We start from the raw sequence: 24472 nt of genomic DNA on the forward strand, positions 1-24472 counted from the left end.
GAGCAACATGAGCAAGCGGTACACGGCCGAGTTCAAGCGCGATGCGATCGCGCTCGTCCGTTCGTCGCCGCATCGGAACGTCACGGAGATCGCCCGGTAACTGGGGGTCAGCCCCGAAGGGCTTCGCGGCTGGGTCAAGCAGGCGGAGATCGACCGGGGCGAGGGGCCCGCGAGCGCGCTGACCAGCGATGAGCGCGAGGAGCTTCGGCGCCTGCGCCGCGAGCTGGCCGAGGCCAGGAAGGCGAACGAGATCTTGGCAAAAAGCCGCGGCCTTCTTCGCGAAGGAGATCGTGAAGTAGGCACTGTGTGCCTCTTCATCGATGCGGAGAAGGCCACCGAGGACAACCCCGATGGCTACAGCGTCGCCCGGCTGTGCCGCGTACTGGGCATCAACCGCTCCACCTACTACGCGTGGCTCGCGTCGCGGCCCGACGCAGTCGAACGGCAGTGCGCCGAGGACGAGTTGGCCGGGCAGATCCGCGCCATCCACGTGAAGTCCCGAGGCGCCTACGGGGCCCCGCGCGTGCACGCCGAGCTCCGCCGCAAGGGCCACGCGATCAACCGGAAGAAGATCGAGCGGATCATGCGGGAACGCGACATCCGCGGTATCACCCGCCGCAAGCGCCGTCATCTCACGAAGCAGGACACCAAGGCCGCCCCGGCCCCGGACCTGGTCGGCCGCGACTTCACCGCCGACAGGCCGGGCGCGAAACTCGTCGGGGACATCACGTATCTGCCGACGGCCGAGGGCTGGTGGTACCTCGCGACCGTCATCGACCTGGCGACCCGTGAGGTGATCGGGTACGCGATGGCCGACCACCACCGTGCCGAACTGGTCACCGGTGCGCTGCGCATGGCCGCGGGCCGTGGCGACCTGCAGCCTGGCTGCATCATGCACACCGACCGCGGCAGCGAGTACACGAGCGCCGAATTCCGCCGGGAAACAAGGAAGTTGAACCTGCGGCAGAGTATGGGGCGAACCGGTATATGTTACGATAATGCCGCGGCTGAGAGTTTCTTCGGATTGCTCAAAGCGGAAATCGGCACCACCATCTGGGAGAGCCGCGAAGCGGCCCGTGTCGACGTTTTCCGCTTCATCGAGGTCGAGTACAACCGCACCAGGCTCCGCAAGCACCCCGAGTTCGGGTACCTCACCCCACTCGAAACCCGAGCCAGGCTACGACAAGACTTCACTCCTGCAGCGTAAGCACCCGCTGTCCAAGATCAGGGGGGAACTTCAGGACGCCGCGTTGCCCGCCAGCGCGGCGTCCAGGACCTGTTCGCTCTGGGAGCCGGAGAGCACGGTGCCGTCGCCGAAGAAGAATACCGGCACGCCGCGCACTCCGAGGGAGCGCACCCGGTCGAGCACGGCCTCCAGTTCCTCGCGCCCGGCATCGGAGAAGGTGACACCCACTTCCGCGGCCAGTGCGGCGAGCGTGGCCGGGTCACCGATGTGCAGTCCGTCGGTGAAGTGCGCCCGGAACAGCCGCTCGGTCATCTCCTCCTGCAGGCCCTGCGCCGCGGCCAGCGCGATCAGGCGGTGGGCCTCGAAGGTGTTGGTGGCCAGGGCCCGCTCGTAGTCGAGGGTCAGCCCGTCCGCGGCCGCATCGGCGGCCATACGGGCGGCGCCCTCCCGTGCACCGGGGCCGAGATGCCGCTTGAGCGCCTCCAGCAGCGGCGTCGCCGCCCCGGACGCGTGCGGCGCCAGCTGGAAGGGCAGGAACGAGACCTCCACCGTCTCCCCTGCCGCCCTCCGCCGCTCCACGGCGCGGGCCAGCCGCGTCACCCCCACGTAAGAGTGCGCACAGGCAATGTCCACTACGACCTGGACCGTCGTCACCGGGTCGCCTCCTTCTCGATGAGTTGACGGGTGGCGAGCCGCTCCAGTGTCGGAACGAGCTCTGCGGGGGTGGGAGCGCTCAGCGTGTCGTGGTGGACCTGCTCAGCCGCCTGCCGGAACGAGGCGTCGGACAGGACACGGGCCAGCGTGCGGCGCAGCAGGTCCGGCGTGAAATCGGCTGCTTCCAGGACGACTCCCGCGCCGCGCTCCTCGATGTAGCGGGACTGCCCGGTCTCGTCCCAGCGTTCGTTCGGCACGATGATCTGCGGCACCCGGTGGGCGACGGCGGCGGCCATCGTTCCGGCCCCGCCGTGGTGCACGAGGGCGGCGCAGGTGGGAAGTACCGCGTTCAACGGGAGATAGTCGACGACCCGGACGTTCTCCGGGATGCGGTCCACCTTGGCCAGCTGGTTGCTGTCGAGGGTGGCGACCAGCTCGATGTCGAGCCCCTCCGCGATCGAGAGGAGGTCGGCGATCGCCACGTCCTGGTCGGCGAACCGCAGCATCGGCCGGCTCGTCTGTCCCAGACTCAGACAGACGCGCGGGACCTCGGGCGGTTCCCGCAGCCAATCCGGCAGCGGGGCCGCTCCGTTGTACGGCACCGCCCGGACCGGAATGTAGGTCAGCCCGGGCAGCTCGGACTGTGCCCTGCGGCCGGTGCGCAGCAGGTCGAGGGTCCACTGGCCGAGCAGCATCTCCTCGTCGTACTCCAGTCCGTGGCGGCGCAGCATGGGCAGCATCCAGGTCACCAGCGGGTCCCGGGCCGGGTCGCCGCCCTCGCGGGCCTGCTGCTCCAAGGAACGGGCGCGGATCCGCGCCACGTTGTCGGTGCCGAACAGCACCCGCCCGTGAGCCGCGCCGACCAGGCGCGCCGCGATAGGCGCGGGGAAGCACAAGGGGTCCCAGAGGACCAGGTCGGGCCGCCAGCTCCGGGCGAAGTCCACCAGGTGGTCGACGACGGGTGCGAGGCCGTCGCCCGCGGGCTCCAGCGCGTAGTTCATCGACCACTGGCAGACCATGTTGGCGCGGGTCCGCTGCCAGTCGGAGAGGTCGGCGGGGTCCAGGGCCAGGGCGTCAGGGGCGAGTTCGGGGTGCTGCCCAGAGGCGCGGGCCAGGCCCATGGGGAGCAGGTCCTCACGCACCCCGAGGGGGACGACGGTCAGACCCGAGCGGGTTACCGCCTCGGTCATGTCGGGTCTGAGCAGACCGGGTTGGGTCGCCACGGCCACACTGTGGCCGGCGGCCTGGAGGGCCCAGGCCAGAGGAACCATCGGGTACAGGTGGGAAGCGAGCGGGAAGGCGGCGAAGAGGATGCGCATGGGGCTCCGATCGAAGGGTGAAGACGGAGATCCGTCGCTCAGCACGTGAGCCGCTCGAGTACGCCGACGACCGCCGAGGGCAGCGGCATCCGGGCCATCTCCCGGGCGAGCGCGCCGGCCGCCGTCCGGTGTGCGGCGTCGGCGAGCATGCCGCCCGCCGTCTTGGCCATCAGCTCCGGGGAGTCCCGTCCCGGCAGCAGTACGGTCGCGGCGCCGAGCTCCTCCAGGCGGCGGGCGGCGGTGACGAAATTGGCGGCCTTCGGCACCACGAGCTGCGGTACGCCGGCATTGACGGCGGTCAGGCTGGTGACGCCGCCCCCGTGGTGCACGATCAGGTCGCAGGTGGGTGCCAGGACGTCCAGCGGCACCCAGCCGATCCTCACTCCTCCCGCGGTCTCCGCGCTCAGCGCTTCGGCGGCGGCCTCGGGCGCGGCCACGACGAGTTCGGCGCCCAGGGAGAGGAACTCCTGGATCGAGGCGCGCAGGAAGTCGTAGTTCTGGTCCACCTCTTGACCGGGGGTCACCCGGCTGCCCGAGGTGATGCAGATCCGGGGCTGCTCGCCCTTGGTGTACATCCAGGGTTCGAGCTGCCGCTGGGTGTTGCCAGGGGTCCAGCGCATCGGCTGGACCGGCTGCCCGTGCGGCGGGCGGATCGAGGGCGGGCTGATGTCGATGAACAGGTCGGGTTCGGGAAGGCCCGCGAGACCCAGCTCCGTCAGCTCGGGCAGCAGCTCCTCCTGGGCCCCCGCGTCCATGGCCGCGAACTCCATCGCGTCCCAGGCGTGGCGCACGTACGGCACCCGCAGCCGGGCGGCCAGCAGGGGCGCCGCGTAGGACATGGTGCCGCCGACGATCACGTCCGGCCGCCAGCACGCGGACAGTTCGAGCAGCGGCACCAGGCTCTCGGCGGCCATGCGGGCGAACCAGCCGCCGGTGTGGTGCATCTGCTCGGCCGGGGTCCGCGGAACCGGGAGCGGGTTGCCCGACCGGTCCTTTGAGGCGAAGTCGGGTATGCCCTTGGCGGTCACCGGGATCCCGGGCAGTCCGACGCCCGCGACGACCGGCATCATCTCCTGGGTGGCGGCCATGACGACGTGATGTCCCGCCTGCCGCACGGCTGTTGCGAGGGGAGCCAGCGCGAAGACCGTCGCCGAACTCGCGCCCGCGATGAAAAGGATGCGCACGTCCGTGTACTCCTGCGTGTGGTCGAAAGGGTCGGGTCTGCGGGTGGAGAGGGGGAGGCCGGGAGCGGGCGTCGGGGGTGCGTGCCCGGCGAACGTGGCCGGAGACGTCGGCGCCGGTAGGGGCGCACGACGGGAATGCCCGGGGACGTCACGCGGGTACGGGCGTACGCCGAGGACTCCCGGGACAGCAGCGCCGGTACCGCCTGCACGCCGAGGACTCCCGGGGACGCCACGCGGTACGCGCGAACGCCGAAGGGCCCCTGGGGACATCAGCGTCGGTGCTGGCGTACGAAGAAGCCCACGAGCGGCTCGGGGAAGGCACCGCCCGCTGCGGCCGCCACGACGAAGTCCCCGCTGATCCGGGTGAGTTCGGCCGCCGCCTCGGCGCCGAGGTGGGCGTAGGGCGCCCGGTCCCGATGGTCCGTCTCCTCCTCGAGGTCGCTGCGCAGTTGCCGGCCGCGCGCGGTCAGGGTGCCGTCGGCGGCCATCAGCCCCCGGTCGCGGAGGCGATCCTCGGCGGCCGACCAGTCCTCCGGCGTCCAGCCGCGCTTGGTCATCACGACCTCGCGCGGCATGCCGCCCTCGCCGGCGCTGTGCGAGACCAGCGCCTCCAGGCCATCGAGGCCCGCGGCCGTCAGGGCTCCGATGTGGCTGTCGCCCCGGTGTTCACGCAGCAGCGTGGCCGCGTACCAGAGCGCGAGATGGGGCTCGTCGGGCACGGGCTGGTCGGCGTGGGCGGCGTAGAGGGGGCGGCCGGGGCGGGCGCAGCCCTCGGTGGCACGCAGCGCGAGCCGGGCCGCCTCACGCATGGGACGCGAGGCGAGCGCCTCCTCACCCAGCACCCGGCGCAGGGTGGCGTCGGCGGCCCGCAGCCGGGCCGCCAGCACCTCCTGCGGCGAGACCAGCGACCACAGCTCCGGCAGATGTCCGGCGATCATGTCGTGGTGGAAGCTGTAGAAGGCAGCGGTGACCACTCCGGGGCCGACCGGGCCGAGCGCCGCCGCACGGCCCGCCAGATAGCAGGCCATCGGGTCGCCGACACCGTACTCGGCCAGTTCCTTGTCGAGTTCCGAGCCGAAGTAGACAGTGGAATGGATGGTGTTGAGCGCGTTCTGGCAGTGCCGCACGGGCAGCGAGGACATGGTGCGGACCTCCAGGATCCGGGATGGGGAACTCGGAACTCGGAACTCGGAACTCGGAACTCGGAACCCGGAACTCGGAACTTGGAACTCGGAACTTGGAACCCGGAATGCGGGATGCGGAACCTTGGCTTCCATTGACTTCCGGCCATTTCCGGCAGAGCTGAGCGGCCGGCCTTCCGGCCGGCCGCTCGGTGAACCGGCTGACGGGGGACGCGACGGGATTCCCCCGCCCGCTCCGGTTCAGCGCTTGTACGGGTGCTCCGCACGGGCCTGGCGCAGCGCGTTGCCCCACCACGCCAGCTGGTCGAGCAGCGACTTGGCCGCGCCCTCGCTGCCCTCGGGGCTGACCGGCTCGCCGTCCTTGTGGAAGTGCGACCAGGCGTTGTGGAAGCTGAGCATCTCGCGGACCGTGACCGCGTGCACCTCCGCGAAGATCTGCCGCAGGTGCTCCGCCGCGCGCAGGCCGCCGCCCATCCCGCCGTACGAGATCAGGCCGACAGGCTTGGCCATCCACTGGTCCATGTACCAGTTGATGGCGTTGCTCAGGGCGGGGGTGACGGTGTGGTTGTACTCGGGCGTCACCACGGCGAAAGCATCGGACGCGGCGAGGCGCTCGCCCAGCCTGCGGTGGATTTCCGCAGTCTCGGGGTCGGGCTTCTGACCGAAGGCCGGCATCACCAGGGGCAGCGGAAAGTCCGCCAGGTCGATGACGTCGACGGTGATGTCCTCACGCTGCCCGGCCTGCCGCGCGAACCAGTCGGCCACGGTCGGGCCGAAACGGCCGTCGCGGATACTGCCGACGATCACGGCGAGCTTGAGCGGGGGGTTCGACATGAATGTCCTTCCTTCGTGACACGGGAACAGCCCGGGACGATCCGGATTTCCATCCTGGTCACCAAATACCGTGTTTTACAAATGAGTTGACGAAGAATTGTCATGGGCGTGCGCAGTCCTGAATTTCTCAGGCGGCGCTCGAGGACCATTCGGGTATCCGCGTGATCTCCAGCACCGCGCAGCCGAAGGTGAACCCGCTGCCCAGGCCGCACAGCGCGATCCTGTCGCCGACCCGCACCCGCCGTGTCTCCAGCAGATGCGCGAGGGCCGCGATCTGGTCGCCCGCGCCGATGTGGCCGACATGGCGGCCCCAGTCCCATGTGGTGCGCGCGACATCGATGCCCAGCTCCTTGAGCCGGAACATCCGCTCGGCGGCCTGCAGGCCCAGGTTGGGCAGGACGAGGACGGCGAGGTCCTGGAGCGAGGTCTTGGCGTCGACCAGGGCGGTCTCCAGCGCCTCCTTGTTTCCGCCGAGCAGCGTCTGGGAGACCTCGTGGCCCGGCTGGGCGTCGCTGCGCAGATAGTGCTCCTTGCGTGCCCGCAGGTCGACCGGCCAGCCCAGGGCGCCGGGGACCTCGGACCACGGTTCGTCACCGCGGTGGATCTCCTCGTGTGTGGCGTCGCCGATCAGCGCCGTGGACAGCACCCGGGCGACACCGTCGCCCCGGGTCACCACCATCGCCCCGGCGCCGTCGGCGCGTACCGTGCCCTGGTCCGAGCGGTACCGGTCGAAGACCGGCAAGGGGTAGGCGTCGGCCGTGGTGATCAGGGCCGAGGATGTGCGGGAGCCCGCCGTGACATGCGCTGCCGCGAGCGCCAGGGCCACCAGCGAACCGTTCGACGCCTGCTTCACCTCGAACGCGGCCGCCCGCCCGCCCACTGTGCGGTTCTGTATGTAGGCGGCCGGGCTCCAGTGGTCGATGCCCTGGTAGCCGACACTGGCATGCATGAGGAGCTCTATGTCGTTACCGCTGCGCACCGAACGTTCCATGGCGAGCCGGCCGGCCGCCACGGCCATGTCCGGCGGAGCCTCGCCGTCCGCGACACGGATGTGGGCGTAGTCCTGGACCGCGCACTCCTCGGAGTCGTAGCGCCCCTGCGCCACCGCGTCGCGGACGTCCTGGGGGCGGGCGAGCCACGCCGCGGACGAGCTGATGTACACGTCGTCCCACTGCACTGTCTGACCTCTCTCGTCGTCTCGACTGTCCGCATCAGCGGCCTCGTCGGGTCGGGCTTCAACTGTCCGCACCGACGGCCTCGTTGGATGGGACATCAACCGTCCGCACCACGGTCCCGTCGTCCTCGGCCTAAGCTCTCGGCATCGGCGGTCTCGGTGACTCTGGCCGTCGCCGCGGTCCGCTGGACCGCGGCGGCCGAGGGACCGGTCAGCGGAACGTCCTTGAGGAACCAGGCCGTCAGGAACCCCGCGACAGCCACCGCCGCGGCGAGCAGGAACGCCTGATGCGCGCCGCTCACCACCGCGTGCTCGTACGCGGACCGCACCGCCTGGGGAAGGTGCCGCAGACTGGCGGCGTCCAATTGCGCGCCGCCCTGGCCCGAACCGGCCCCGCCGACGTGACCGGCGACGGCATCCTGGACCCGGGCGGTGAAGACAGTGCCCATGATGGAGACTCCGAAGGCGCCGCCGATCGTGCGGATGAGGGTCGCCGTGGACGAAGCGACTCCCAGGTCCTTCGCCTCGACGTTGTTCTGCGACACCAGCAGTGTGGTCCGGGTGATGAACCCCGCCCCGGCGCCGTAGACGAGCATGTAGAGCCCCGAGGTGAACCGGGACGTCTCCGTCCCCATCAGCGCGAAGAGGAAAAGGCCCACGGACATCAACGCGCTGCCGATGAGTACGAAGCGGCTGAACCGTCCGCTTTCGGTGATCCGGCGCCCGCCGACCATGCCCACACCTGTCATCGCGACGACGACCGGTAGCAGGAGCAGACCGGAGTTGGTGGCCGACGCGCCCTGCACGGTCTGCTGGAAGACCGGCAGGAACGTCATCGCGCCGAACATCACGAACCCGGCGAGAAAGCCGACCACGGTGATGAGCGAGAAGTTGGCGCTGCGGAAGACGCGCAGCGGGATCACCGGCTCGGCCGCCCGCCGTTCCACCGCCACGAACGCGGCCAGGGTGACCAGGCCCAGCGCGGCCAGACCCAGGATCGGGGCGGAGCCCCAGCCATAGCGGGTACCACCCCACGTGGCCAGCAGGACCAGCGAGCTGATGCTCACCGTCAGCAGCAGGGCGCCGAGGTAGTCGATGCGCGCCTCGGTCCGCTTCTTGGGCAGGTGCAGCAGGAAGCCCAGCGCGATCAGCGCGACGGCCCCGATCGGCAGGTTGATGTAGAAGGCCCAGCGCCAGCCCAGGTGGTCGGTGATCACACCGCCGACCAGCGGACCGGCGACCATGGACACGCCCATCACGGTGGCGAGCATGCCCTGGTAGCGGCCGCGCTCCCGCATCGGGATCAGATCACCGATGATCGCCAGAGCGCCGACCAGCAGTCCGCCGCCGCCCAGACCCTGCAGGGCGCGCAGGGCGATCAGCTGCCCCATCGACTGGGCCATGCCGGCCAGTGCCGAACCGGCCAGGAAGATCACGATGGAGGTGAGATAGACGCCCTTGCGCCCGTACATGTCGCCGAGCTTTCCCCAGATGGGCGTCGAGGCGGCGGTGGCGAGCGTGTAGGCGGTGACGACCCAGGAGAGGTGGTCGAGCCCGCCGAGCTCGGCAACGATGGTGGGCATCGCGGTACCGACGATGAGGCCGTCCAGCATCGCCAGCACCATCGCGGTCATCAGTGCGGCCAGCACCCAGTACAACTGGCGTGTCTGCGCCTTCTCTTCGTCGGACATGGCTTCACTTCTCCCAGTGGGGGGCGGCTGTTGCGTGGACCGTGCGACCACGGTCCAACCTCAAGTTCGCTTGATGTCAAGCGCCGATCGTCCAGGCGTCGTTGCCGGTGAGGAGGGCGGACAGGTCGCCCTTGCCGTTCTGCTCGATGGCCGTGTCGAGCTGGTCGGCCATCTCGGTGTCGTAGACGGGGCGTTCGGTGGAGCGGAAGACGCCGATGGACGTGTGGTGGAGGGTGTCGGGGTCGGCGAGACGGGACAGTGCGAACGCGGTGGTGGGGGACGCGGAGTGCGCGTCGTGGATGAGGATCTGTGCCTCGTTGTCCGGGGTGACGGTGACGGCCTTGAGGTCGCCGGTTGCCGGGTCGCGGACGACGCCCTTGGAGAGGTCGGCTCCGAAGCGGATGGGCCGGCCGTGTTCCAGGCGGATGACGGCATCTTCGGCCTGGCTTTTGTCCTTGAGGGTGTCGAAGGCGCCGTCGTTGAAGATGTTGCAGTTCTGGTAGATCTCCAGAAGGGCGGTGCCGGGGTGGGCGGCGGCCTGGCGCAGCACGCTGGTGAGGTGCTTACGGTCGGAGTCGACTGTGCGTGCGACGAAGGAGGCCTCCGCGCCGATGGCCAGGGACACCGGGTTGAAGGGTGCGTCGAGGGAGCCCATCGGGGTCGATTTGGTGATCTTGCCGACTTCGGAGGTGGGGGAGTACTGGCCTTTGGTGAGGCCGTAGATCCGGTTGTTGAAGAGCAGGATCTTCAGGTTGACGTTGCGGCGCAGGGCGTGAATGAGGTGGTTGCCGCCGATGGAGAGGGCGTCGCCGTCGCCGGTGACGACCCAGACGGAGAGGTCGCGGCGGGAGGAGGCGAGTCCGGTGGCGATGGCGGGGGCGCGGCCGTGGATGGAGTGCATGCCGTACGTGTTCATGTAGTACGGGAAGCGGGAGGAGCAGCCGATGCCGGAGACGAAGACGATGTTTTCCTTCGCCAGGCCGAGTTCGGGCATGAAGCCCTGGACGGCGGCGAGGATCGCGTAGTCACCGCAGCCAGGGCACCAGCGCACTTCCTGATCGGACTTGAAGTCGCGGGCGGCGAGCGGGACTTCGCTCCTCGGTATCAGGGACAGTGACTCAGTGGGCATGAAGGGCCTCCGTGAGAGCCTGCGCGAGCTGTTCGGCCTTGAACGGCATGCCGTTGACCTGGTTGTACGAGCGGGCGTCCACCAGGTATTTCGCCCGGATGAGGGTGGCGAGCTGGCCGAGGTTCATCTCGGGGATCACGACGTGCTGGTAGGAGTGCAGGACGTCGCCGAGATTCCGCGGGAAGGGGTTGAGGTGGCGCAGGTGGGCCTGGGCGATGCTTTCGCCGGCGGCGCGCAGCCGCCGTACTGCCGCGGTGATCGGGCCATAGGTCGAGCCCCAGCCCAGGATCAGCGTGTCTGCTCCGTCGGGGTCGTCGACGTCGATGTCGGGGACGTCGATCCCGTCGATCTTCGCCTGCCGGGTGCGGACCATGAAGTCGTGGTTGCCGGGGTCGTAGGAGATGTTCCCGGTGCCGTCCTGCTTCTCGATGCCGCCGATGCGGTGCTCCAGGCCCGGGGTTCCGGGGATGGCCCAGGGGCGGGCGAGGGTCTGCGGGTCGCGTTTGTAGGGCCAGAACACCTCGGTGCCGTCGTCCAGGGTGTGGTTGGGGCCCTGGGCGAACTGCACCCGCAGGTCGGGGAGCTCGTCGGTCTCCGGGATGCGCCAGGGCTCGGAGCCGTTGGCGAGGTAGCCGTCGGAGAGCAGGATGACCGGGGTGCGGTAGGCCAGTGCGATCCGGGCGGCTTCCAGGGCGGCGTCGAAGCAGTCGGCGGGAGTCTTGGGGGCGACGACCGGGACGGGGGCCTCGCCGTTGCGCCCGTACATCGCCTGGAGCAGGTCGGCCTGCTCGGTCTTGGTGGGCAGGCCTGTCGAGGGGCCGCCGCGCTGGATGTCGACGACCAGCAGCGGCAGCTCCAGGGAGACCGCGAGGCCGATGGTCTCGGACTTCAGGGCCACGCCGGGGCCGGAGGTGGTGGTGACGGCGAGGGAGCCGCCGAAGGCCGCGCCGAGTGCCGCGCCGATGCCGGCGATCTCGTCCTCGGCCTGGAAGGTGCGCACGCCGAAGTTCTTGTGTTTGGACAGTTCGTGCAGGATGTCGGAGGCCGGGGTGATCGGGTAGGAGCCGAGGTAGAGCGGCAGGTCCGCCTGGCGGGACGCGGCGATCAGTCCGTAGGACAGGGCCAGGTTCCCGGAGATGTTGCGGTAGGTGCCCACCGGGAAGGCCTTCGCGGCCGGGGCGACCTCGTAGGAGACGGCGAAGTCCTCGGTGGTCTCGCCGAAGTTCCAGCCCGCCCGAAACGCCGCGATGTTCGCGGCCGCGATGTCCGGCTTCTTCGCGAACTTGCTGGTCAGGAACTTCTCGGTGCCCTCGGTCGGCCGGTGGTACATCCACGACAGCAGACCCAGCGCGAACATGTTCTTCGAGCGCCCGGCGTCCTTGCGGGAGAGGTCGAACTCCTTGAGCGCCTCGACCGTCAGCGTCGTGAGCGGGACCGGGTGGACGCTGTAGCCGTCCAGCGACCCGTCCTCCAGCGGACTGCTCTCGTAGCCGACCTTCTGCAGGGCACGCTTGGTGAACTCGTCCGTGTTCACGATGATCTCCGCACCACGCGGCACATCGGAGATGTTCGCCTTCAACGCGGCCGGGTTCATCGCGACCAGCACATTCGGCGCGTCACCCGGCGTGAGGATGTCATGGTCCGCGAAATGCAGCTGGAACGACGACACACCCGGCAGGGTGCCTGCGGGAGCACGGATCTCGGCCGGGAAGTTCGGCAGAGTGGACAGGTCATTGCCGAACGACGCCGTCTCCGACGTGAAACGGTCCCCCGTGAGCTGCATACCGTCACCGGAATCACCCGCAAACCGGATGATCACCCGGTCCAGACGCCGCACGTCCTTCACACCGGCCTCGTACACCTGCGTGCCCTGCTTCGCGGGCCGCTGCTGAACAGTCATGACGCTCCTGAAGAATCCCGACGGGTGGCCGACTCCCGGATGTCCTGCACGAGTTGGGCCTGGCGCAGGCAGCTCTCGTCCGGGGCCGCCCCGGACGAGACGGCGGCCGCGAAGGCCGCGACGGTGGCCGCGACCTGGTCGGCGGGCTCCAGCTCCCTCAGTTCGGTGCCGGACGGACTGTCCAGGCGCACCACGGGGCGATGGCCCGCGGGCGGTGTGAAGGCCCGCTCAAGGGTGATGCGGCCCTCGCTGCCCCACAGCTCATAGCGTGAGCTGTAGGCGTGGTCGAGCCCGAAGGCCAGCTGGGCGGTGATGCCCTCCGGGCTCCGCAGCAGCGCGGAACCCGCGGTGTCCACGGCCCGGCCGCGCGTGCTGTGGAGCACGGCGCCGGCGACCTCCAGCCGGTCGCCGAGGAAGTGCAGGGCCGCCCGCACCGGGTACACGCCGGTGTCCAACAGGGCGCCCCCGCCGAGGGTGGCACTGTGCCGGATGTCCTCGGCGGGCAGCCGTGGGATGGCGAACTCGGCGCGGAACTCCCGCAGTTCACCGATGGCCCCGTCGGCGACCCAGCGGCGTACGGTCTCGTGCTGCGGATGATGGACGAACATGACGTTCTCCATCAGGGCCAGCCCCGATTTCGCTGCCAGGGCGAGGAGTCGGCGGGTGCGCACCGGGTCGGTGGTGAGCGGCTTCTCGGCGAGGACGTGCTTCCCGGCGAGCAGCGCCGCCTCGGTCCACCGGTCATGCAGTGCCGCGGGCAGCGGAAGGTACACCGCGTCCACGTCGGCCAGTTCAAGGAGCGGGGCATAGCCGTGCACGGGCCGGGCGCCGAAGTGGCCGGCCAGCTCCCGTGCCCGGTCGGCGTCCCGGCTCGCGACGGCTGCGATCTCGACGCCGGGTGTGGCCGCCATGGCGGGCAGCATGCGGCGGCGGGCGATGTCCGCGCAGCCCATGACGCCGATCCGAAGGGGTGCCATCAGGTGTACGTCCGCATCGCGTTGAGGCAGGCGAGCAGGCTGCGCCCCTGCACATTGACGTAGTGGCCGTGCCGGACGAGAGCGGTGAGCTGGGCCGGAGTGACCCAGCGGTAGCCGGGCGGCGGATCGAGCGGTGCCTGGTCCGCGTCGGCCTCCACGACGAGGTAGCGGCTCTCCGCGTTCAGGAAACGGCCGCCCTCCTCGGAGTGCACCGCCTCGTAGCGGATCCGGGCCGGGTCGGCGCCGAGCACCAGGTCGAGGAAGGGGGGGCGGTCGGTGCCGACGAGGTGGGCGTAGTTGCCGGGCGTGTACTGGACGGTGGGGCCGAGCTCGACGGTGTCGAGGAAGCCGCCCTCGACCCGGGCGTGTGCGAGGAGGTGCAGGACGCCGCCGATGGTGCGGGTCAGGAAGGCGGTGACACCGAGGCCGACCGGCTCGAACAGCGGCTGGGTCCAGCCGGCGACCTCACGGCTGCCGGCCTGCACGTTCACGGCCACGACGTCGAAGTAGCGGCCGTCCTCGTGCTCGATGGCCTTCTCGCCACGCCTCCAGCCGGGCAGCCCGGCCAGCGGGACGCGCTCGGCGCGCACGTCGTGGCGGGAGCGCTCCGCGGTGAACCAGGACAGCAGCTCGGTGTCCGAGTGCAGCGCCCCGGCCGTGTCGTCGGGGAAGGGGGCGCAGGCCAGGACGGTGCGCGAGTCCATGTTGACCACGTTGTCCCGGTGCAGCAGCTCCGCGATCTGGCCCAGAGTCAGCCAGCAGAAGTCGTCGTACAGGGGTACGTCGCCCACGGCCTCGACGATCATGTTCCGGTTGCTCTTGTGAAGGAACCAGGAGCCGTGCTCGGACTGCAGGACGTCGGCGAGGACCCGGCCGCGTCCGGGGCTGACGAAGTACTCGATGTACTTCACGTCGGCGCCCTTGTGGACCTTGGTGTAGTTGCTGCGGGTCGCCTGGACGGTCGGCGAGAGCTGCAGCAGGTTGGGGTTGCCGGGCTCCATCTTGGCCTGCATCAGGAAGTGCAGGACCCCGTCGAACTCCTTGACGAGGATGCCCAGGATGCCCACTTCGGGCTGCTTGATGACCGGCTGGTGCCATGCGCCGGGCGACCCGTCGCCGGTGGTGACGTGCAGTCCCTCCACGGAGAAGAACCGCCCGCTGCGGTGCACGAGGTTCCCGGTGCCCTGCTCGAAGAACCAGCCGTCCAGTTCCGCGAACGGAATCCGGTCGACCTGGAACCGGTGGGCCCAGCGGCGCCCTTCGAGCCAGTCGGGGAAATCCTCCGTCCGCAGCCCGGCGCCTGTGGTCGCGGCCGCCGAGCGGGCGATGCGGGCGGGCAGAGCGGAGTCCTGGCGGGGGCCGAGGACCGGCTCGACGGCGCGCGCGGTCATGAGTTGGCCTCCACGAACTCCTTCACGGAGGCGACGATGTAGTCGAGCATCTCGTCGGTCAGGCCCGGGTAGACGCCCACCCAGAACGTCTGCTCGGTCACGATGTCGCTGTTGGTGAGGTCGCCGACCACGCGGTGCGGCTGGTCGATGTAGGCGGGGTGCCGGGTCAGGTTGCCGGCGAACAGCCGCCGGGTGCCGATCTTACGGTCCTCGAGGAAGTCGACGAGCGCGGCACGCTCGAAGGGCGCGTCGGGCTGGACGGTGAGGACGAAGCCGAACCAGCTCGGGTCACTGTTCGGGGTCGGCTCCGGCAGCAGCAGGTGCGGCACGCCCTCCAGGCCGTCCCGCAGCCGCCGCCAGTTGCGCTTGCGGGCCTCGATGAAGCCGTCGAGCTTGGCGAGCTGGGTGAGGCCGAGCGCGGCCTGCAGGTCGGTGGCCTTCAGGTTGTAACCGACATGCGAGAAAATGTACTTGTGGTCGTAGCCCGCGGGCAGCGTGCCCATCTGGTACTTGAACCGCTTGAGGCACTTGTTGCTCTCGCCGGGCTCGCACCAGCAGTCCCGGCCCCAGTCGCGCAGGGACTCCACGATCCGGGCCAGCGCCAGGTTCGAGGTCAGGACGCAGCCGCCCTCGCCCATCGTCAGGTGGTGTGCCGGGTAGAAGCTGACCGTGGTGAGGTCACCGAAGGTGCCGGTGAGCTTGCCGTCGTAGAGGGAGCCGACGGCGTCGCAGTTGTCCTCGATGAGGAACAGGTCGTTGTCCTCGGCGAGTTGGGCTATCTCGGCGACCTCGAAGGGGTTGCCCAGCGCGTGCGCGATGATGATCGCCCGGGTCTTCGGGCCGATGGCCTGGGCGACCCGGTCCGCCGTCGTGTTGTACGTGCCCAGCTCCACGTCGACGAAGACCGGGACGAGGCCGTTCTGCAGGATCGGGTTGACCGTGGTCGGGAAGCCAGCGGCGACGGTGATCACCTCGTCGCCCGGGCGCAGCCGCCGGTCCTCCAGCAGGTGCGAGGTGAGCGCCGTGGTCGCCAGCAGGTTCGCGGAGGAACCGGAGTTGGTCAGATGGGCCTTGCGGCGCTTGAGGCGTCGCGCGAACCTCGACTCGAACTTCCGTGAGCTGTGCCCCGCGGCGATCCGCATCTCCAGGGCCGCCTCGACCAGGGCCACCCGGTCGTCCTCGTCGAGCACGGCACCGGACGGCCAGATCTCCGTCGTCCCGGGCACGAAGCCGTCGGTGGCCAGCGTGTCCTGGTGGTATTTCCGGACCTCGTCCAGAACGAGTTCCTTGTGGACGCTCATCGTCACCTTCCTGCTTCTTCTGGTGGTTTTCGTTCATACGGCTGCGAGGAGGTCCCGCAGCGATTCGTCCAGAGCACGCCGGGGCTCCCAGTCCAGGACGAGCCGGGCCAGCGTGATGTCGGCCTGCTGCCACTCGGCGTCGGAGCGCACCCCGGCCGGTGCCGGCTCCTCCACGAGCCGGACCGCAAGCCCGCTGAGGGCGACCATGCGGTCCACCAACTGCCGTACGGGTACGGCCTGTCCGCGGGCCACGTTGACGATCCGGCCCGCGACGTCGCTCCGTGCGGCGCCCACCGCGGCGACGACCGCGTCGGCCACGTCGCGTACGTCGACGAAGTCCCGCCGTGCCCGCAGGGGGGCCAGCCGCAGTTCCCGGTTCGCTTCCCGGGTCCCGGCCTGGCGTGCCAGCTCGGCGGCGACCTTGCCGAGCAGGCTCTCGGGCGGTGCGCCGGGGCCGCAGGCGTTGGCGATGCGCACGACCACCGCGTCGAGCCCGTCCCGGGCGGCGTCGAGCACCCACTGCGTACCGCGCAGCTTGGTGCGGCCGTAGGCGCCCACCGGGGCCGGCGTGCGGTCCTCGGTGAGCGGGGTGCCGGCGGGCACCGGGCCGTACTCGTGGACGCTGCCCAGCTGGACCAGCCGGGGCGCTCCCGGCAGCCCGGGCAGCACGGCGACGAGGCGGCGCACGAACGCGTCGTTGAGTTCACGCATCCGCTCCTCGTCGGCCTGCCACACGGTGCCCGCCGCGTTGACCACCACGTCGGGCCGGTGCGCCGCCAGGAACGCGGCCAGTGCGGCCTGGTCCTCGGCCGCCAGGTCGAAGGCCGCCCGGCGGCCGCCGGAGCCGGGCGGTGTGGTCCGCGAGACCCGCAGCACCCGGTCGCCAGCGGCCTCGAAGGCCTCGCTGATGTGGCGGCCCAGGAAGCCGGTGGCACCCAGGACCACGACCCGGCGGGCGGTCACTGCCGCGCCGCCCGGTCCTTGGCGGCCTTCCACCACTGCGGGTTGTCCCGGTACCAGGCGACGGTGTCGGCCAGGCCCCGCTCGAACTCGACGCGCGGGGCGTACCCCAGCTCGTCGCGGATCTTGCTCTCGTCGAGCGAGTACCGCAGGTCGTGCCCCTTGCGGTCGGCGACATGGCGGACCTTGGACCAGTCCTCGTCGCACAGCCGCAGCAGCCGCTCGGTGATGGCGCGGTTGCTCTGCTCGTTGCCGCCGCCGATGTTGTAGATCTCGCCGGCCAGGCCCCGGGTCAGCACCAGCTGGATGGCCCGGCAGTGGTCGTCCACGTGCAGCCATTCGCGGATGTTGGCGCCGTCGCCGTACAGCGGAAGGTGCTCGCCCTGAAGCAGGTTGGTGACGAACAGCGGGATGAGCTTCTCGGGGTGCTGGTAAGGCCCGTAGTTGTTGGAGCAGCGGGTGATCGACAGGTCGAGGCCGTGGGTGCGCCAGTACGAGCGGGCGACCAGATCCGCGGCGGCCTTGGAGGCCGCGTACGGGGAGTTGGGCAGCAGCGGCCACTCCTCGGTCCACGAACCCTCGTCGATCGTTCCGTACACCTCGTCGGTGGAGACGTGCACGATCCGCTGGATGCCCGTGCGCAGGCAGGCCTCCAGGAGTGTCTGTGTGCCGCTGACGTTCGTCAGAATGAAGTCGGCGGCGGACTCCACGGACCGGTCCACGTGGGACTCCGCGGCGAAGTGGACCACGGCGTCGTGGCCCGGCAGCAGTTCGAGCAGCAGGGGCAGGTCGCAGATGTCGCCCTCGACGAAGTCCAGGCGCGGATGCCCGCTCGGGAGGTTGTCGCGGTTGCCCGCGTAGGTCAGCTTGTCGAGGACGGTGACGCGGGCTTCCTCGTACCCTTCGTAGCCGCCCTGCAGAAGGGTGCGCACATAGTGCGAGCCGATGAATCCGGCACCGCCGGTGACCAGGATCCTCATGCCGCCACCTCGATCCTCGTGTGGTCGCCGACGACCAGCCGGTGGTGGGCGGTGCCCACGTCGGCCGGTCCGATGCTCGCCATGCGTCCGATGAGCGAGCCGTGCAGTCCGCGCACCTCGGTGACCGTGGCCCCGTCGAGGGCGATGGAGGAGTCGAGGTGGGTGTGGCTCAGCACGCAGTTGCGGCCGATGGAGGTGTTCGGGCCGATGTGGCTGTACTCGACCAGGCTGCCGGCGCCGATGACGGCCGGGCCGACGATCCGCGAACCGGTTACCCGGGCGCCCTCCTCGACGACGACCGGCCCGATCAGGACGCTGTCCTCGTCGACCTCGCCCCGCACGGAGTGGACCAGCCCCTCCAGCAGCTTGCGGTTGCAGTCCAGTACGTCGTCGGCGCGGCCGGTGTCCTTCCAGTAGCCGTCGTACACACTGGCCGTGACCTCCGCCGCGCTGGCGACCAGCCACTGGATCGCGTCCGTGATCTCCAGCTCGCCCCGGGCGCTGGGGGCGATCGCGCCGACCGCCTCGTGAATGGCGGGGGTGAAGAAGTACACCCCGATCAGGGCGAGATCGCTGATCGGCTGCTCGGGCTTCTCCACGAGACGCTCGACACGGCCCTCGGTGTCCAGTTCGGCGACACCGAAGGCGCGTGGGTCGGCGACCTTGTGCACGACGATCTGGGCCGCGGGACGGTTCTGCGCGAATTCGCGAGCGATCTCCTTGACTCCATCGGGAAGCATGTTGTCGCCGAGATACATTACGAAGTCGTCGTCTCCGAGGAATTCCCGTGCGATCGTCACGCAGTGCGCGAGACCCAGCGGCTGTTCCTGCGGAATGTAGGTGAGGCGCAGACCGAGCCGGGAGCCGTCTCCGAGGGCAGCGCTGATCTGCGCGGCCCGGTCGCCGACGATGATCCCGACCTCGGTCACCCCCAAGTCCCGTATGTTTTCCAGGACATGTTCGAGAACCGGCTTGTTGGCTATCGGGATGAGCTGCTTCGGCATGGAATAGCTGAAGGGCCGCAGACGAGTTCCCGACCCGCCCGACAACACCAGAGCTTTCATGACAGTTTCTTCCTCTCGCCCCGGTTCCGGGGACGTTGTCAACATTCTTCTTCGATGTGCGGACGTAGGAGAAGAGGGATCCCTACAGATCCCGTTGAGGTTTTGTCAGGCCTCTGCGCGCCATGAAAAGCGCGACAGAGAGACGTCAGAGGAATGCAAACTCCGTCCTCAGTCGATGCCGCGGAAGATGTGACGGTCGGGGAATTCGCGCTCCTCTCCGGCGAGCAGCGCCGGGCGTTCGGGCGCGGGCTCGGCCGGCTCGGCCCAAGTGGCGTCCTCGCGTTCGAGGACGGCGGAGTGTTCGCGTGCCGACCGGGTCATCACCGCCTGCCCTCCGCGGTCCACAGGACCGTCACGGTCAGCTGCGGGATCCGCCAGCCGGCCGCGGTGCGTTCGGCCCGTACGTCGTAGTGGGCGCCGCCCACGAAGAGCGGAGCGGAGTCTTCGTGCGGGACGTGCACGGCCTGAACGTTGGCGCGCGCGGTGGCGCGGTCCCCCTGCACGTCGACGACACAGTTCGTGGTCAGGTGCTGGGTGCGTGCCCACTGCAGCTTGGGGCCGCGCAGGAACTCGGGGAGCCCGGCGATGCCGTGGTGGGTGCCGTTGGGCAGGTCGAGACGGACGTCCTGCGTGAACAGCGAGCGGTACCACTCCTCGTCGCACCACTCGGGGTCGACGTGGTCGAGCCCGAGGGCGAACCGGTCGATCAGCCCGGTGATGTCGGCCCGGTCGCTCAGGGCGAGCAGCCGCTCGTCCGAAGCGGCTTGTTCCCCGGCCCGGGGGCGCGTGGGGAGCAGAGAGGGCGAAGCCATGCGGATCTCCTTGTCGTGTGCGGGTGATGGGCGGGTGCCGTCGTGTCCTGGTGGTGGGCGGGTGCCGTACGGGACTCGGCGTGCGGTTTTCCGGTGTCGCCCGCTCAGTCGCGGCCCTCGGGCGGGGCGGTGCCCCGGTGCCGCGCGGCCGCGGCCCGCGGCGGTGCGGCGTCCCGGGCCAGCAGACACTCCTCCAGGAAACTCAGGACCCTGAGGTGGTAGGTACGGGCCGCCCATCCGAGGCTGATGTTGTGGCCCGCGTTGGGCTGGTGATCGACCCTCACGTTCGGTGCGGCCAGCGGGCGGCACAGCTCGGCGACGGCGTCGTCGTCGAAGCTCCACCACTGCTCCTGCTCGGCGAAGGTGAACCGGACCGGCGCCCGGACCCGGGCGGCGATCCGCGGGTACATCTCCGGCCACCGCGGGTACTCGCGCGCCTCGCCGGTCGGTATGGCGGACACCAGCGCGCGGCCGAGCCGGAAGGCGTCCGGAGGATAGAGCCGCAGGGCACCCCAGTGCCGCCGCCAGTCGCCGTGCCCGGCGAGGCCCGGCAGCTGGTGCGGAGCGACGGCGAGCCGGGTGCCGAGGCCGGAGATGTCGAGGCCGAGCAGTCCGGCGCCGCGCTCGTGGGCCGCCGCGGCCAGCGCCAGCTTGCCGCCATTGGAATGGCCCACGACGAAGAGCCCGGCGCCGACGCAGCGGGTGCGGGCGAATTCGGCGAGCGCGGCGTGCAGCACGTCGGCCTGCCCGGCCAGCGGCAGCCCTTCGGGCAACCGGTCGGCCGACTCCCCGTAGCCGGGGCGGTCCAGGGCCAGCACGGTGTACCCGAGATCGGCTCCCGTGGTCAGCAGCGAGAGCCCGGCGCGGGCTCGGCTGTCGAAGTAGCCGGCGCGCATTCCGCTGCCGTGGACCGCGACCACGACGGCCCGCGGCGGCAGCACGGGCGGTTCGGCGAGCAGGCCGGAGAGGGGAATGCCGCCGGCGTCGAGGACGATGTCGCGGACCTGCGGGACGGCCGCGACGGGTGTACGGGAATCCGGTAGGCCCGGGGCGAGCAGTTCGGTCACGGCCGGCTCACATGACCGGCTTGCCGTCCGGACCCGGTCCGGCCGCCCAGGTGAGGTGGAATCCCCATTCACTGAACCGCCAGCCCCGCTCCGTGCGGACGGCCTCGCCGCCGTAGTGGCCGCCGATGTCGAAGAGCGTGCCGATCCGGTCCGGCGCGTCCGGGGACGGGTGGTGCACATGCGTGGCGAGCAGGTGCATGCGCACGCGCGCCCGGTCGCCGTCCAGGGTGATGGCGTGGTTCGCGCTCAGGTGGAGCGTCCGGTCGAACCTCACCTTGCCCGCGTGATGGAACTCGGCCACGCCCTCGAGGCCCTCATGGATGCCGATGGGAAAGTGCAGCCGTACGTCGTCGGTGAAGACGGTGGCAGGCCAGGTCGAGTCGAAGCCGTGGTCGTCCTGGGTGTCCAGCAGGATCACATAGCGGTCGATCAACTCGTTGATCTCGGCCCGGTCGCGCAGTTCACACACGGTGCGCCGCAGGGCGGCGACCTCGGCCGCGACTTCGCGCAGGGTCATCGCTTCCTGCTGGTCGGCGGTTTCCTGCAGGTCCACGCTCACGTTTCTTGCTCCCTCGCTCGGCTTCAGAGATTCGGTACGGCGACCGCCAGCAGGGCCACCACGGTGATGGCCGCCCAGAGGCTCCCGGCCATGAGACGCTGCGTCACCCGTGAGCCCCGGCGGCGGCGTCGACGGGCCTCGGCTCGGCCCGCCAGCTGCGCGGAACCCGGTGGCCGTGGACCCGGTCGGGCCTGCGCCAGCGGGCCGACGGGCGGTGCGGCAGGCCCGGTTGCACGGGCTCCTGGGCCGCCGAGCGAGCCAGCAACACCACGGCGAGCGCGGCGAGTTCCTCCTCGGTCGGCGCGCCCTTCACCACGCGGATGGTGTCGGCCGGGCCGGACGACTCGGCGAAGACGGGGACGGAGACGGGAACGGTCATGGGCGTCGTCCTCACTGTGGCGGGTTGCCGTGCTTGCGCGACGGCAGGTCGGCGTGTTTGGCGCGCAGCATGTCGAGCGAGCGGATCAGCACGCTCCGGGTCTCGCGCGGGTCGATGACGTCGTCGACGAGACCGCGCTCGGCCGCGTAGTACGGGTGCATCAGTTCGGCCTTGTACTCGGCGATGCGCTGGGCACGGACGGCCTCCGGGTCCTCGGCCGCGTTGATCTCGCGCCGGAAGACGACGTTCGCCGCGCCCTCGGCGCCCATCACGGCGATCTCGTTGGTCGGCCAGGCCAGTGCCAGGTCGGCGCCGATGGAGCGGGAGTCCATGACGATGTACGCGCCGCCGTAGGCCTTGCGCAGCACCAGTGAGATCCGTGGCACGGTCGCGTTGCAGTACGCGTACAGCAGCTTGGCGCCGCGCCGGATGATGCCGTTGTGCTCCTGCTGGACACCCGGCAGGAAGCCCGGCACATCGACCAGGGTGACGAGCGGAATGTTGAAGGCATCGCAGAACTGGACGAAGCGGGCGCCCTTCTCGGAGGCCTCGATGTCCAGCACCCCGGCCATCCCGGCAGGCTGGTTGGCGACGATGCCCACGACATGGCCGTCGAGCCGGGTGAGCGCGCAGACGAGGTTGGTCGCCCAGGACGGATGCACCTCGAAGTACTGGCCGTCGTCGACGATCTCCTCGATCACCTCGCGGATGTCGTACGCCTGGCCGGGCTCGGCCGGCACCAGGTCCAGCAGCCTGTCGTTCGGGCGGTCGGCCGGATCGCCGCAGTGCTCGACCGGCGCCAGTTCACGGTTGTTGGCGGGCAGCAGCGCAAGCAGATGGCGCACGTCCTCGATGCAGTGCTCCTCGTCGTCGTACGCGAAGTGCGCGACGCCGGAGGTGCCCGCGTGCACATCGGCGCCGCCCAGGCCGTTCTGGGTGATCTCCTCGCCGGTGACGGCCTTGACGACGTCGGGGCCCGTGATGAACATCTGCGAGGTCTCGCGGACCATGAACACGAAGTCGGTGAGCGCGGGCGAATAGGCGGCGCCGCCCGCACAGGGCCCGAGCATCACGGAGATCTGCGGGATGACGCCCGAGACGCGCGTGTTGCGCTGGAAGATGCCGCCGTAGCCGGCCAGCGCGGTGACGCCCTCCTGGATGCGGGCGCCCGCGCCGTCGTTGAGCGACACCAGGGGCGCGCCCGCCGATTCGGCCAGGTCCATGATCTTGTGGATCTTCTGGGCGTGTGCCTCGCCCAGCGCGCCGCCGAAGACCCGGAAGTCGTGCGCGTACACGAAGACCGTACGGCCGTGGACGGTGCCCCAGCCGGTGATCACGCCGTCGCTGTAGGGCTTCTTGTGCTCCAGGCCGAAGCCGCTCGCGCGGTGCCGACGCAGCGGCTCCACCTCGTTGAACGACCCCTTGTCCAGGAGCAGTCCGATCCGCTCGTGCGCGGTCAGCTTGCCCTTGGCGTGCTGGCGCTCGGTGGCGGCCGGGTCGGGGCCGCTGCGCGCGGTCTCCTTGATGGCGGTCAGTTCGTCGATCCGGGCGTGGATCGTGTCGTGTGATACGGACATGGTCATCCTCCCCGTTGGTTTCAGAACGTGGTGGCGGGCGCCAACGCGCCCAGCGTGAGGGCGAGTTGGCGGGCCGATCCGGTGGTGTGCACGCGTGCTCCCGGAGCGATGCGACGGATCAGACCGCCGAGTACGAGACCGGGGCCGACCTCGACGAACCGGTTGGTGCCCGCGGCGGTGAGCCGCTTTACGGCGTCGGTCCAGCGCACCGGCGTGGTGAGCTGGCTGCGCAGCGCGGCGACGGCCCCGGCCGCCGTGGTCACCCGGTCTCCGGTGACGCTGGAGACGAAGGGCACCCGCGGAGCGCGGAACTCGGTCTCCCGCAATGCGTCGGTGAACTCCGCCTCGATGCCGCGCAGCAGGCTGGAATGGAAGGGACCGCCGGCCGGCACCGGGACCACCCGTGCGGCGCCCGCGGTACGGGCCTGTCGCACCAGCCGGGCCACGGCCCGGGCTTGCCCGGACACCATGGTCTGCCCGGGGTCGTTGTCCCCGGTGATCTCCACGATCTGTCCGGTGGCCGCGGCGGACTCGGCGCACAGCCGCGCCACCGTGGCCCGCTCCAGGCCGACCACCGCGGCCATGGCGCCCGGCACCCGGTCGTTGAAGCTGGCCACGAGTTCGCCGTGCAGCCTCACCAGCCACAGCGCGTCGGTCCATGCGAGGCAGCCGGCCGCGACCAGGGCCGTGTACTCGCCCAGACTGTGGCCCGCGACCGCGTCGGGCTGCACTCCGTGGGCGCGCAGCACGTCCAGGGCGGCCAGGCTGGTGAGGAGGATCGCCGGCTGGGCGACGGCCGGGTCGTCGAGATCGTGGGCGGGCCCCTCCCGGCACAGCCGCGCCAGCGGGATGCCGAGCAGTTCGTCGGCCGCGCGGTAGTACGTCGCGGCCAGCCCGGGCCGGTGCGCGAGCAGGGCCTGCCCCATGCCCACGTGGTGCGAGCCGAGGCCGCTTCAGGGGCAGCACGGGCGGTGCCCTCTATGCGGAAGCCTTCTCCTGCATGCCGACCAGGAGCCGCAAAGCCCCCAGGAATGGGAGCAGTGGCTACGGGCGACCCGGACGGCGGTGCGCGGCAACGCGCTCACCCTCATCCCGGACGCAGGCCAGCCGGACGATCGTGTCGCCTTCCGACTGATTCACGTCCACTGCCACCGCTGGCGCGGTAGCCGTGGTCCGGCAAATCTGGCTGCCC

At 70.4% G+C, this 24472-nt stretch carries 23 protein-coding genes; 1 reads left to right on the forward strand and 22 read right to left on the reverse strand.

All coding sequences use genetic code 11. The annotated features are described in order from the left end of the window. Positions 1-100 precede the first annotated feature (100 nt). The gene (locus OG747_RS52275; protein WP_331765413.1) at positions 101-1207 is read left to right on the forward strand and encodes an IS3 family transposase; all 1107 of its coding nucleotides are present in this window, start codon (positions 101-103) and stop codon (positions 1205-1207) included. Positions 1208-1237: 30 nt separating this feature from the next. Here the strand turns inward: OG747_RS52275 and OG747_RS52280 are convergent, their stop codons facing one another. The 22 genes from OG747_RS52280 to OG747_RS52385 all read right to left on the reverse strand — a co-directional run bounded on the left by OG747_RS52280 (position 1238) and on the right by OG747_RS52385 (position 24206). Continuing rightward, positions 1238-1840, reverse strand: a complete 603-nt coding sequence (locus OG747_RS52280; protein WP_331765259.1) for a DsbA family protein — start codon at positions 1838-1840, stop codon at positions 1238-1240. Continuing rightward, complete coding sequence (locus OG747_RS52285; protein WP_331765260.1) at positions 1837-3159, reverse strand: nucleotide disphospho-sugar-binding domain-containing protein; 1323 nt, start codon at positions 3157-3159, stop codon at positions 1837-1839. The genes OG747_RS52280 and OG747_RS52285 overlap by 4 nt, the downstream gene beginning before the upstream one ends. Before the next feature lie 38 nt (positions 3160-3197). Further along, the gene (locus OG747_RS52290) at positions 3198-4343 is read right to left on the reverse strand and encodes a nucleotide disphospho-sugar-binding domain-containing protein (RefSeq protein WP_331765261.1); all 1146 of its coding nucleotides are present in this window, start codon (positions 4341-4343) and stop codon (positions 3198-3200) included. Between the two features lie 269 nt (positions 4344-4612). Then, positions 4613-5485 (reverse strand): SCO6745 family protein, encoded by an 873-nt coding sequence (locus tag OG747_RS52295; RefSeq protein WP_331765262.1) that lies wholly within the window; start codon positions 5483-5485, stop codon positions 4613-4615. A 240-nt stretch (positions 5486-5725) separates the two neighbouring features. Next, positions 5726-6319, reverse strand: coding sequence for an NAD(P)H-dependent oxidoreductase (locus OG747_RS52300; protein ID WP_331765263.1), 594 nt, complete (start codon positions 6317-6319; stop codon positions 5726-5728). Between the two features lie 127 nt (positions 6320-6446). After that, entirely contained in the window at positions 6447-7496 is a 1050-nt protein-coding gene (locus OG747_RS52305; protein WP_331765264.1) for a ketoacyl-ACP synthase III family protein, read from the reverse strand. A gap of 95 nt (positions 7497-7591) precedes the next feature. Beyond that, positions 7592-9184, reverse strand: coding sequence for an MDR family MFS transporter (locus OG747_RS52310; protein WP_331765265.1), 1593 nt, complete (start codon positions 9182-9184; stop codon positions 7592-7594). 76 nt (positions 9185-9260) lie between these two features. After that, positions 9261-10313, reverse strand: coding sequence for a 2-oxoacid:ferredoxin oxidoreductase subunit beta (locus OG747_RS52315; RefSeq protein WP_331765266.1), 1053 nt, complete (start codon positions 10311-10313; stop codon positions 9261-9263). Further along, positions 10303-12213: a 2-oxoacid:acceptor oxidoreductase subunit alpha gene (locus OG747_RS52320; protein WP_331765267.1), complete on the reverse strand. Its 1911-nt coding sequence runs from the start codon at positions 12211-12213 to the stop codon at positions 10303-10305. The genes OG747_RS52315 and OG747_RS52320 overlap by 11 nt, the downstream gene beginning before the upstream one ends. Further along, positions 12210-13190 (reverse strand): Gfo/Idh/MocA family oxidoreductase, encoded by a 981-nt coding sequence (locus tag OG747_RS52325; protein WP_331765268.1) that lies wholly within the window; start codon positions 13188-13190, stop codon positions 12210-12212. The genes OG747_RS52320 and OG747_RS52325 overlap by 4 nt, the downstream gene beginning before the upstream one ends. Continuing rightward, the gene (locus OG747_RS52330; RefSeq protein WP_331765269.1) at positions 13190-14581 is read right to left on the reverse strand and encodes an NDP-hexose 2,3-dehydratase family protein; all 1392 of its coding nucleotides are present in this window, start codon (positions 14579-14581) and stop codon (positions 13190-13192) included. The genes OG747_RS52325 and OG747_RS52330 overlap by 1 nt, the downstream gene beginning before the upstream one ends. Beyond that, positions 14578-15882: a lipopolysaccharide biosynthesis protein RfbH gene (gene rfbH / locus OG747_RS52335; protein ID WP_331765270.1), complete on the reverse strand. Its 1305-nt coding sequence runs from the start codon at positions 15880-15882 to the stop codon at positions 14578-14580. The genes OG747_RS52330 and rfbH overlap by 4 nt, the downstream gene beginning before the upstream one ends. Positions 15883-15915: 33 nt before the next feature. Next, positions 15916-16845 carry an NAD(P)-dependent oxidoreductase gene (locus OG747_RS52340; protein ID WP_331765271.1) on the reverse strand — a complete coding sequence of 310 codons (930 nt, stop codon included), beginning with the start codon at positions 16843-16845 and terminating at the stop codon, positions 15916-15918. After that, the gene (gene rfbB / locus OG747_RS52345) at positions 16842-17822 is read right to left on the reverse strand and encodes a dTDP-glucose 4,6-dehydratase (RefSeq protein ID WP_331765272.1); all 981 of its coding nucleotides are present in this window, start codon (positions 17820-17822) and stop codon (positions 16842-16844) included. The genes OG747_RS52340 and rfbB overlap by 4 nt, the downstream gene beginning before the upstream one ends. Then, the gene (locus OG747_RS52350; RefSeq protein WP_331765273.1) at positions 17819-18886 is read right to left on the reverse strand and encodes a glucose-1-phosphate thymidylyltransferase; all 1068 of its coding nucleotides are present in this window, start codon (positions 18884-18886) and stop codon (positions 17819-17821) included. The genes rfbB and OG747_RS52350 overlap by 4 nt, the downstream gene beginning before the upstream one ends. Positions 18887-19054: 168 nt before the next feature. After that, a complete protein-coding gene (locus OG747_RS52355; protein ID WP_405886468.1) occupies positions 19055-19207 on the reverse strand; it encodes a hypothetical protein in 153 nt (50 codons plus the stop codon). Continuing rightward, on the reverse strand, positions 19207-19698 hold the full coding sequence (locus OG747_RS52360; RefSeq protein WP_331765275.1) for a nuclear transport factor 2 family protein: 492 nt from the start codon (positions 19696-19698) through the stop codon (positions 19207-19209). Before OG747_RS52360 ends, OG747_RS52355 begins: the two co-directional genes overlap by 1 nt. 104 nt (positions 19699-19802) lie before the next feature. Then, positions 19803-20756 (reverse strand): alpha/beta hydrolase, encoded by a 954-nt coding sequence (locus OG747_RS52365; RefSeq protein ID WP_331765414.1) that lies wholly within the window; start codon positions 20754-20756, stop codon positions 19803-19805. A 16-nt stretch (positions 20757-20772) separates the two neighbouring features. Next, positions 20773-21324, reverse strand: coding sequence for a nuclear transport factor 2 family protein (locus OG747_RS52370; RefSeq protein ID WP_331765276.1), 552 nt, complete (start codon positions 21322-21324; stop codon positions 20773-20775). A gap of 103 nt (positions 21325-21427) precedes the next feature. After that, a complete protein-coding gene (locus OG747_RS52375; RefSeq protein WP_331765277.1) occupies positions 21428-21703 on the reverse strand; it encodes an acyl-CoA carboxylase epsilon subunit in 276 nt (91 codons plus the stop codon). Between the two features lie 11 nt (positions 21704-21714). Continuing rightward, a complete protein-coding gene (locus OG747_RS52380; RefSeq protein WP_331765278.1) occupies positions 21715-23280 on the reverse strand; it encodes an acyl-CoA carboxylase subunit beta in 1566 nt (521 codons plus the stop codon). A 20-nt stretch (positions 23281-23300) separates the two neighbouring features. Then, positions 23301-24206 carry an ACP S-malonyltransferase gene (locus OG747_RS52385; protein WP_331765279.1) on the reverse strand — a complete coding sequence of 302 codons (906 nt, stop codon included), beginning with the start codon at positions 24204-24206 and terminating at the stop codon, positions 23301-23303. Between the last annotated feature and the right edge of the window lie 266 nt (positions 24207-24472).

The sequence above is a fragment of the Streptomyces sp. NBC_01384 genome (genome assembly GCF_045040035.1).
Classification (GTDB): domain Bacteria; phylum Actinomycetota; class Actinomycetes; order Streptomycetales; family Streptomycetaceae; genus Streptomyces.

Bases quoted from the DNA above. Each gene is read 5' to 3' on its own strand.
- OG747_RS52310 (WP_331765265.1), bottom strand. From the start codon at position 9,184: ATGTCCGACGAAGAGAAGGCGCAGACACGCCAGTTGTACTGGGTGCTG.
- rfbH (WP_331765270.1), bottom strand. From the start codon at position 15,882: ATGAGCGTCCACAAGGAACTCGTTCTGGACGAGGTCCGGAAATACCAC.
- OG747_RS52315 (WP_331765266.1), bottom strand. From the start codon at position 10,313: ATGCCCACTGAGTCACTGTCCCTGATACCGAGGAGCGAAGTCCCGCTC.
- OG747_RS52300 (WP_331765263.1), bottom strand. From the start codon at position 6,319: ATGTCGAACCCCCCGCTCAAGCTCGCCGTGATCGTCGGCAGTATCCGC.
- OG747_RS52375 (WP_331765277.1), bottom strand. From the start codon at position 21,703: ATGACCGTTCCCGTCTCCGTCCCCGTCTTCGCCGAGTCGTCCGGCCCG.
- OG747_RS52285 (WP_331765260.1), bottom strand. From the start codon at position 3,159: ATGCGCATCCTCTTCGCCGCCTTCCCGCTCGCTTCCCACCTGTACCCG.
- OG747_RS52330 (WP_331765269.1), bottom strand. From the start codon at position 14,581: ATGACCGCGCGCGCCGTCGAGCCGGTCCTCGGCCCCCGCCAGGACTCC.
- OG747_RS52380 (WP_331765278.1), bottom strand. From the start codon at position 23,280: ATGTCCGTATCACACGACACGATCCACGCCCGGATCGACGAACTGACC.
- OG747_RS52355 (WP_405886468.1), bottom strand. From the start codon at position 19,207: ATGACCCGGTCGGCACGCGAACACTCCGCCGTCCTCGAACGCGAGGAC.
- OG747_RS52325 (WP_331765268.1), bottom strand. From the start codon at position 13,190: ATGGCACCCCTTCGGATCGGCGTCATGGGCTGCGCGGACATCGCCCGC.
- rfbB (WP_331765272.1), bottom strand. From the start codon at position 17,822: ATGAGGATCCTGGTCACCGGCGGTGCCGGATTCATCGGCTCGCACTAT.
- OG747_RS52320 (WP_331765267.1), bottom strand. From the start codon at position 12,213: ATGACTGTTCAGCAGCGGCCCGCGAAGCAGGGCACGCAGGTGTACGAG.
- OG747_RS52295 (WP_331765262.1), bottom strand. From the start codon at position 5,485: ATGTCCTCGCTGCCCGTGCGGCACTGCCAGAACGCGCTCAACACCATC.
- OG747_RS52360 (WP_331765275.1), bottom strand. From the start codon at position 19,698: ATGGCTTCGCCCTCTCTGCTCCCCACGCGCCCCCGGGCCGGGGAACAA.
- OG747_RS52385 (WP_331765279.1), bottom strand. From the start codon at position 24,206: ATGGGGCAGGCCCTGCTCGCGCACCGGCCCGGGCTGGCCGCGACGTAC.
- OG747_RS52350 (WP_331765273.1), bottom strand. From the start codon at position 18,886: ATGAAAGCTCTGGTGTTGTCGGGCGGGTCGGGAACTCGTCTGCGGCCC.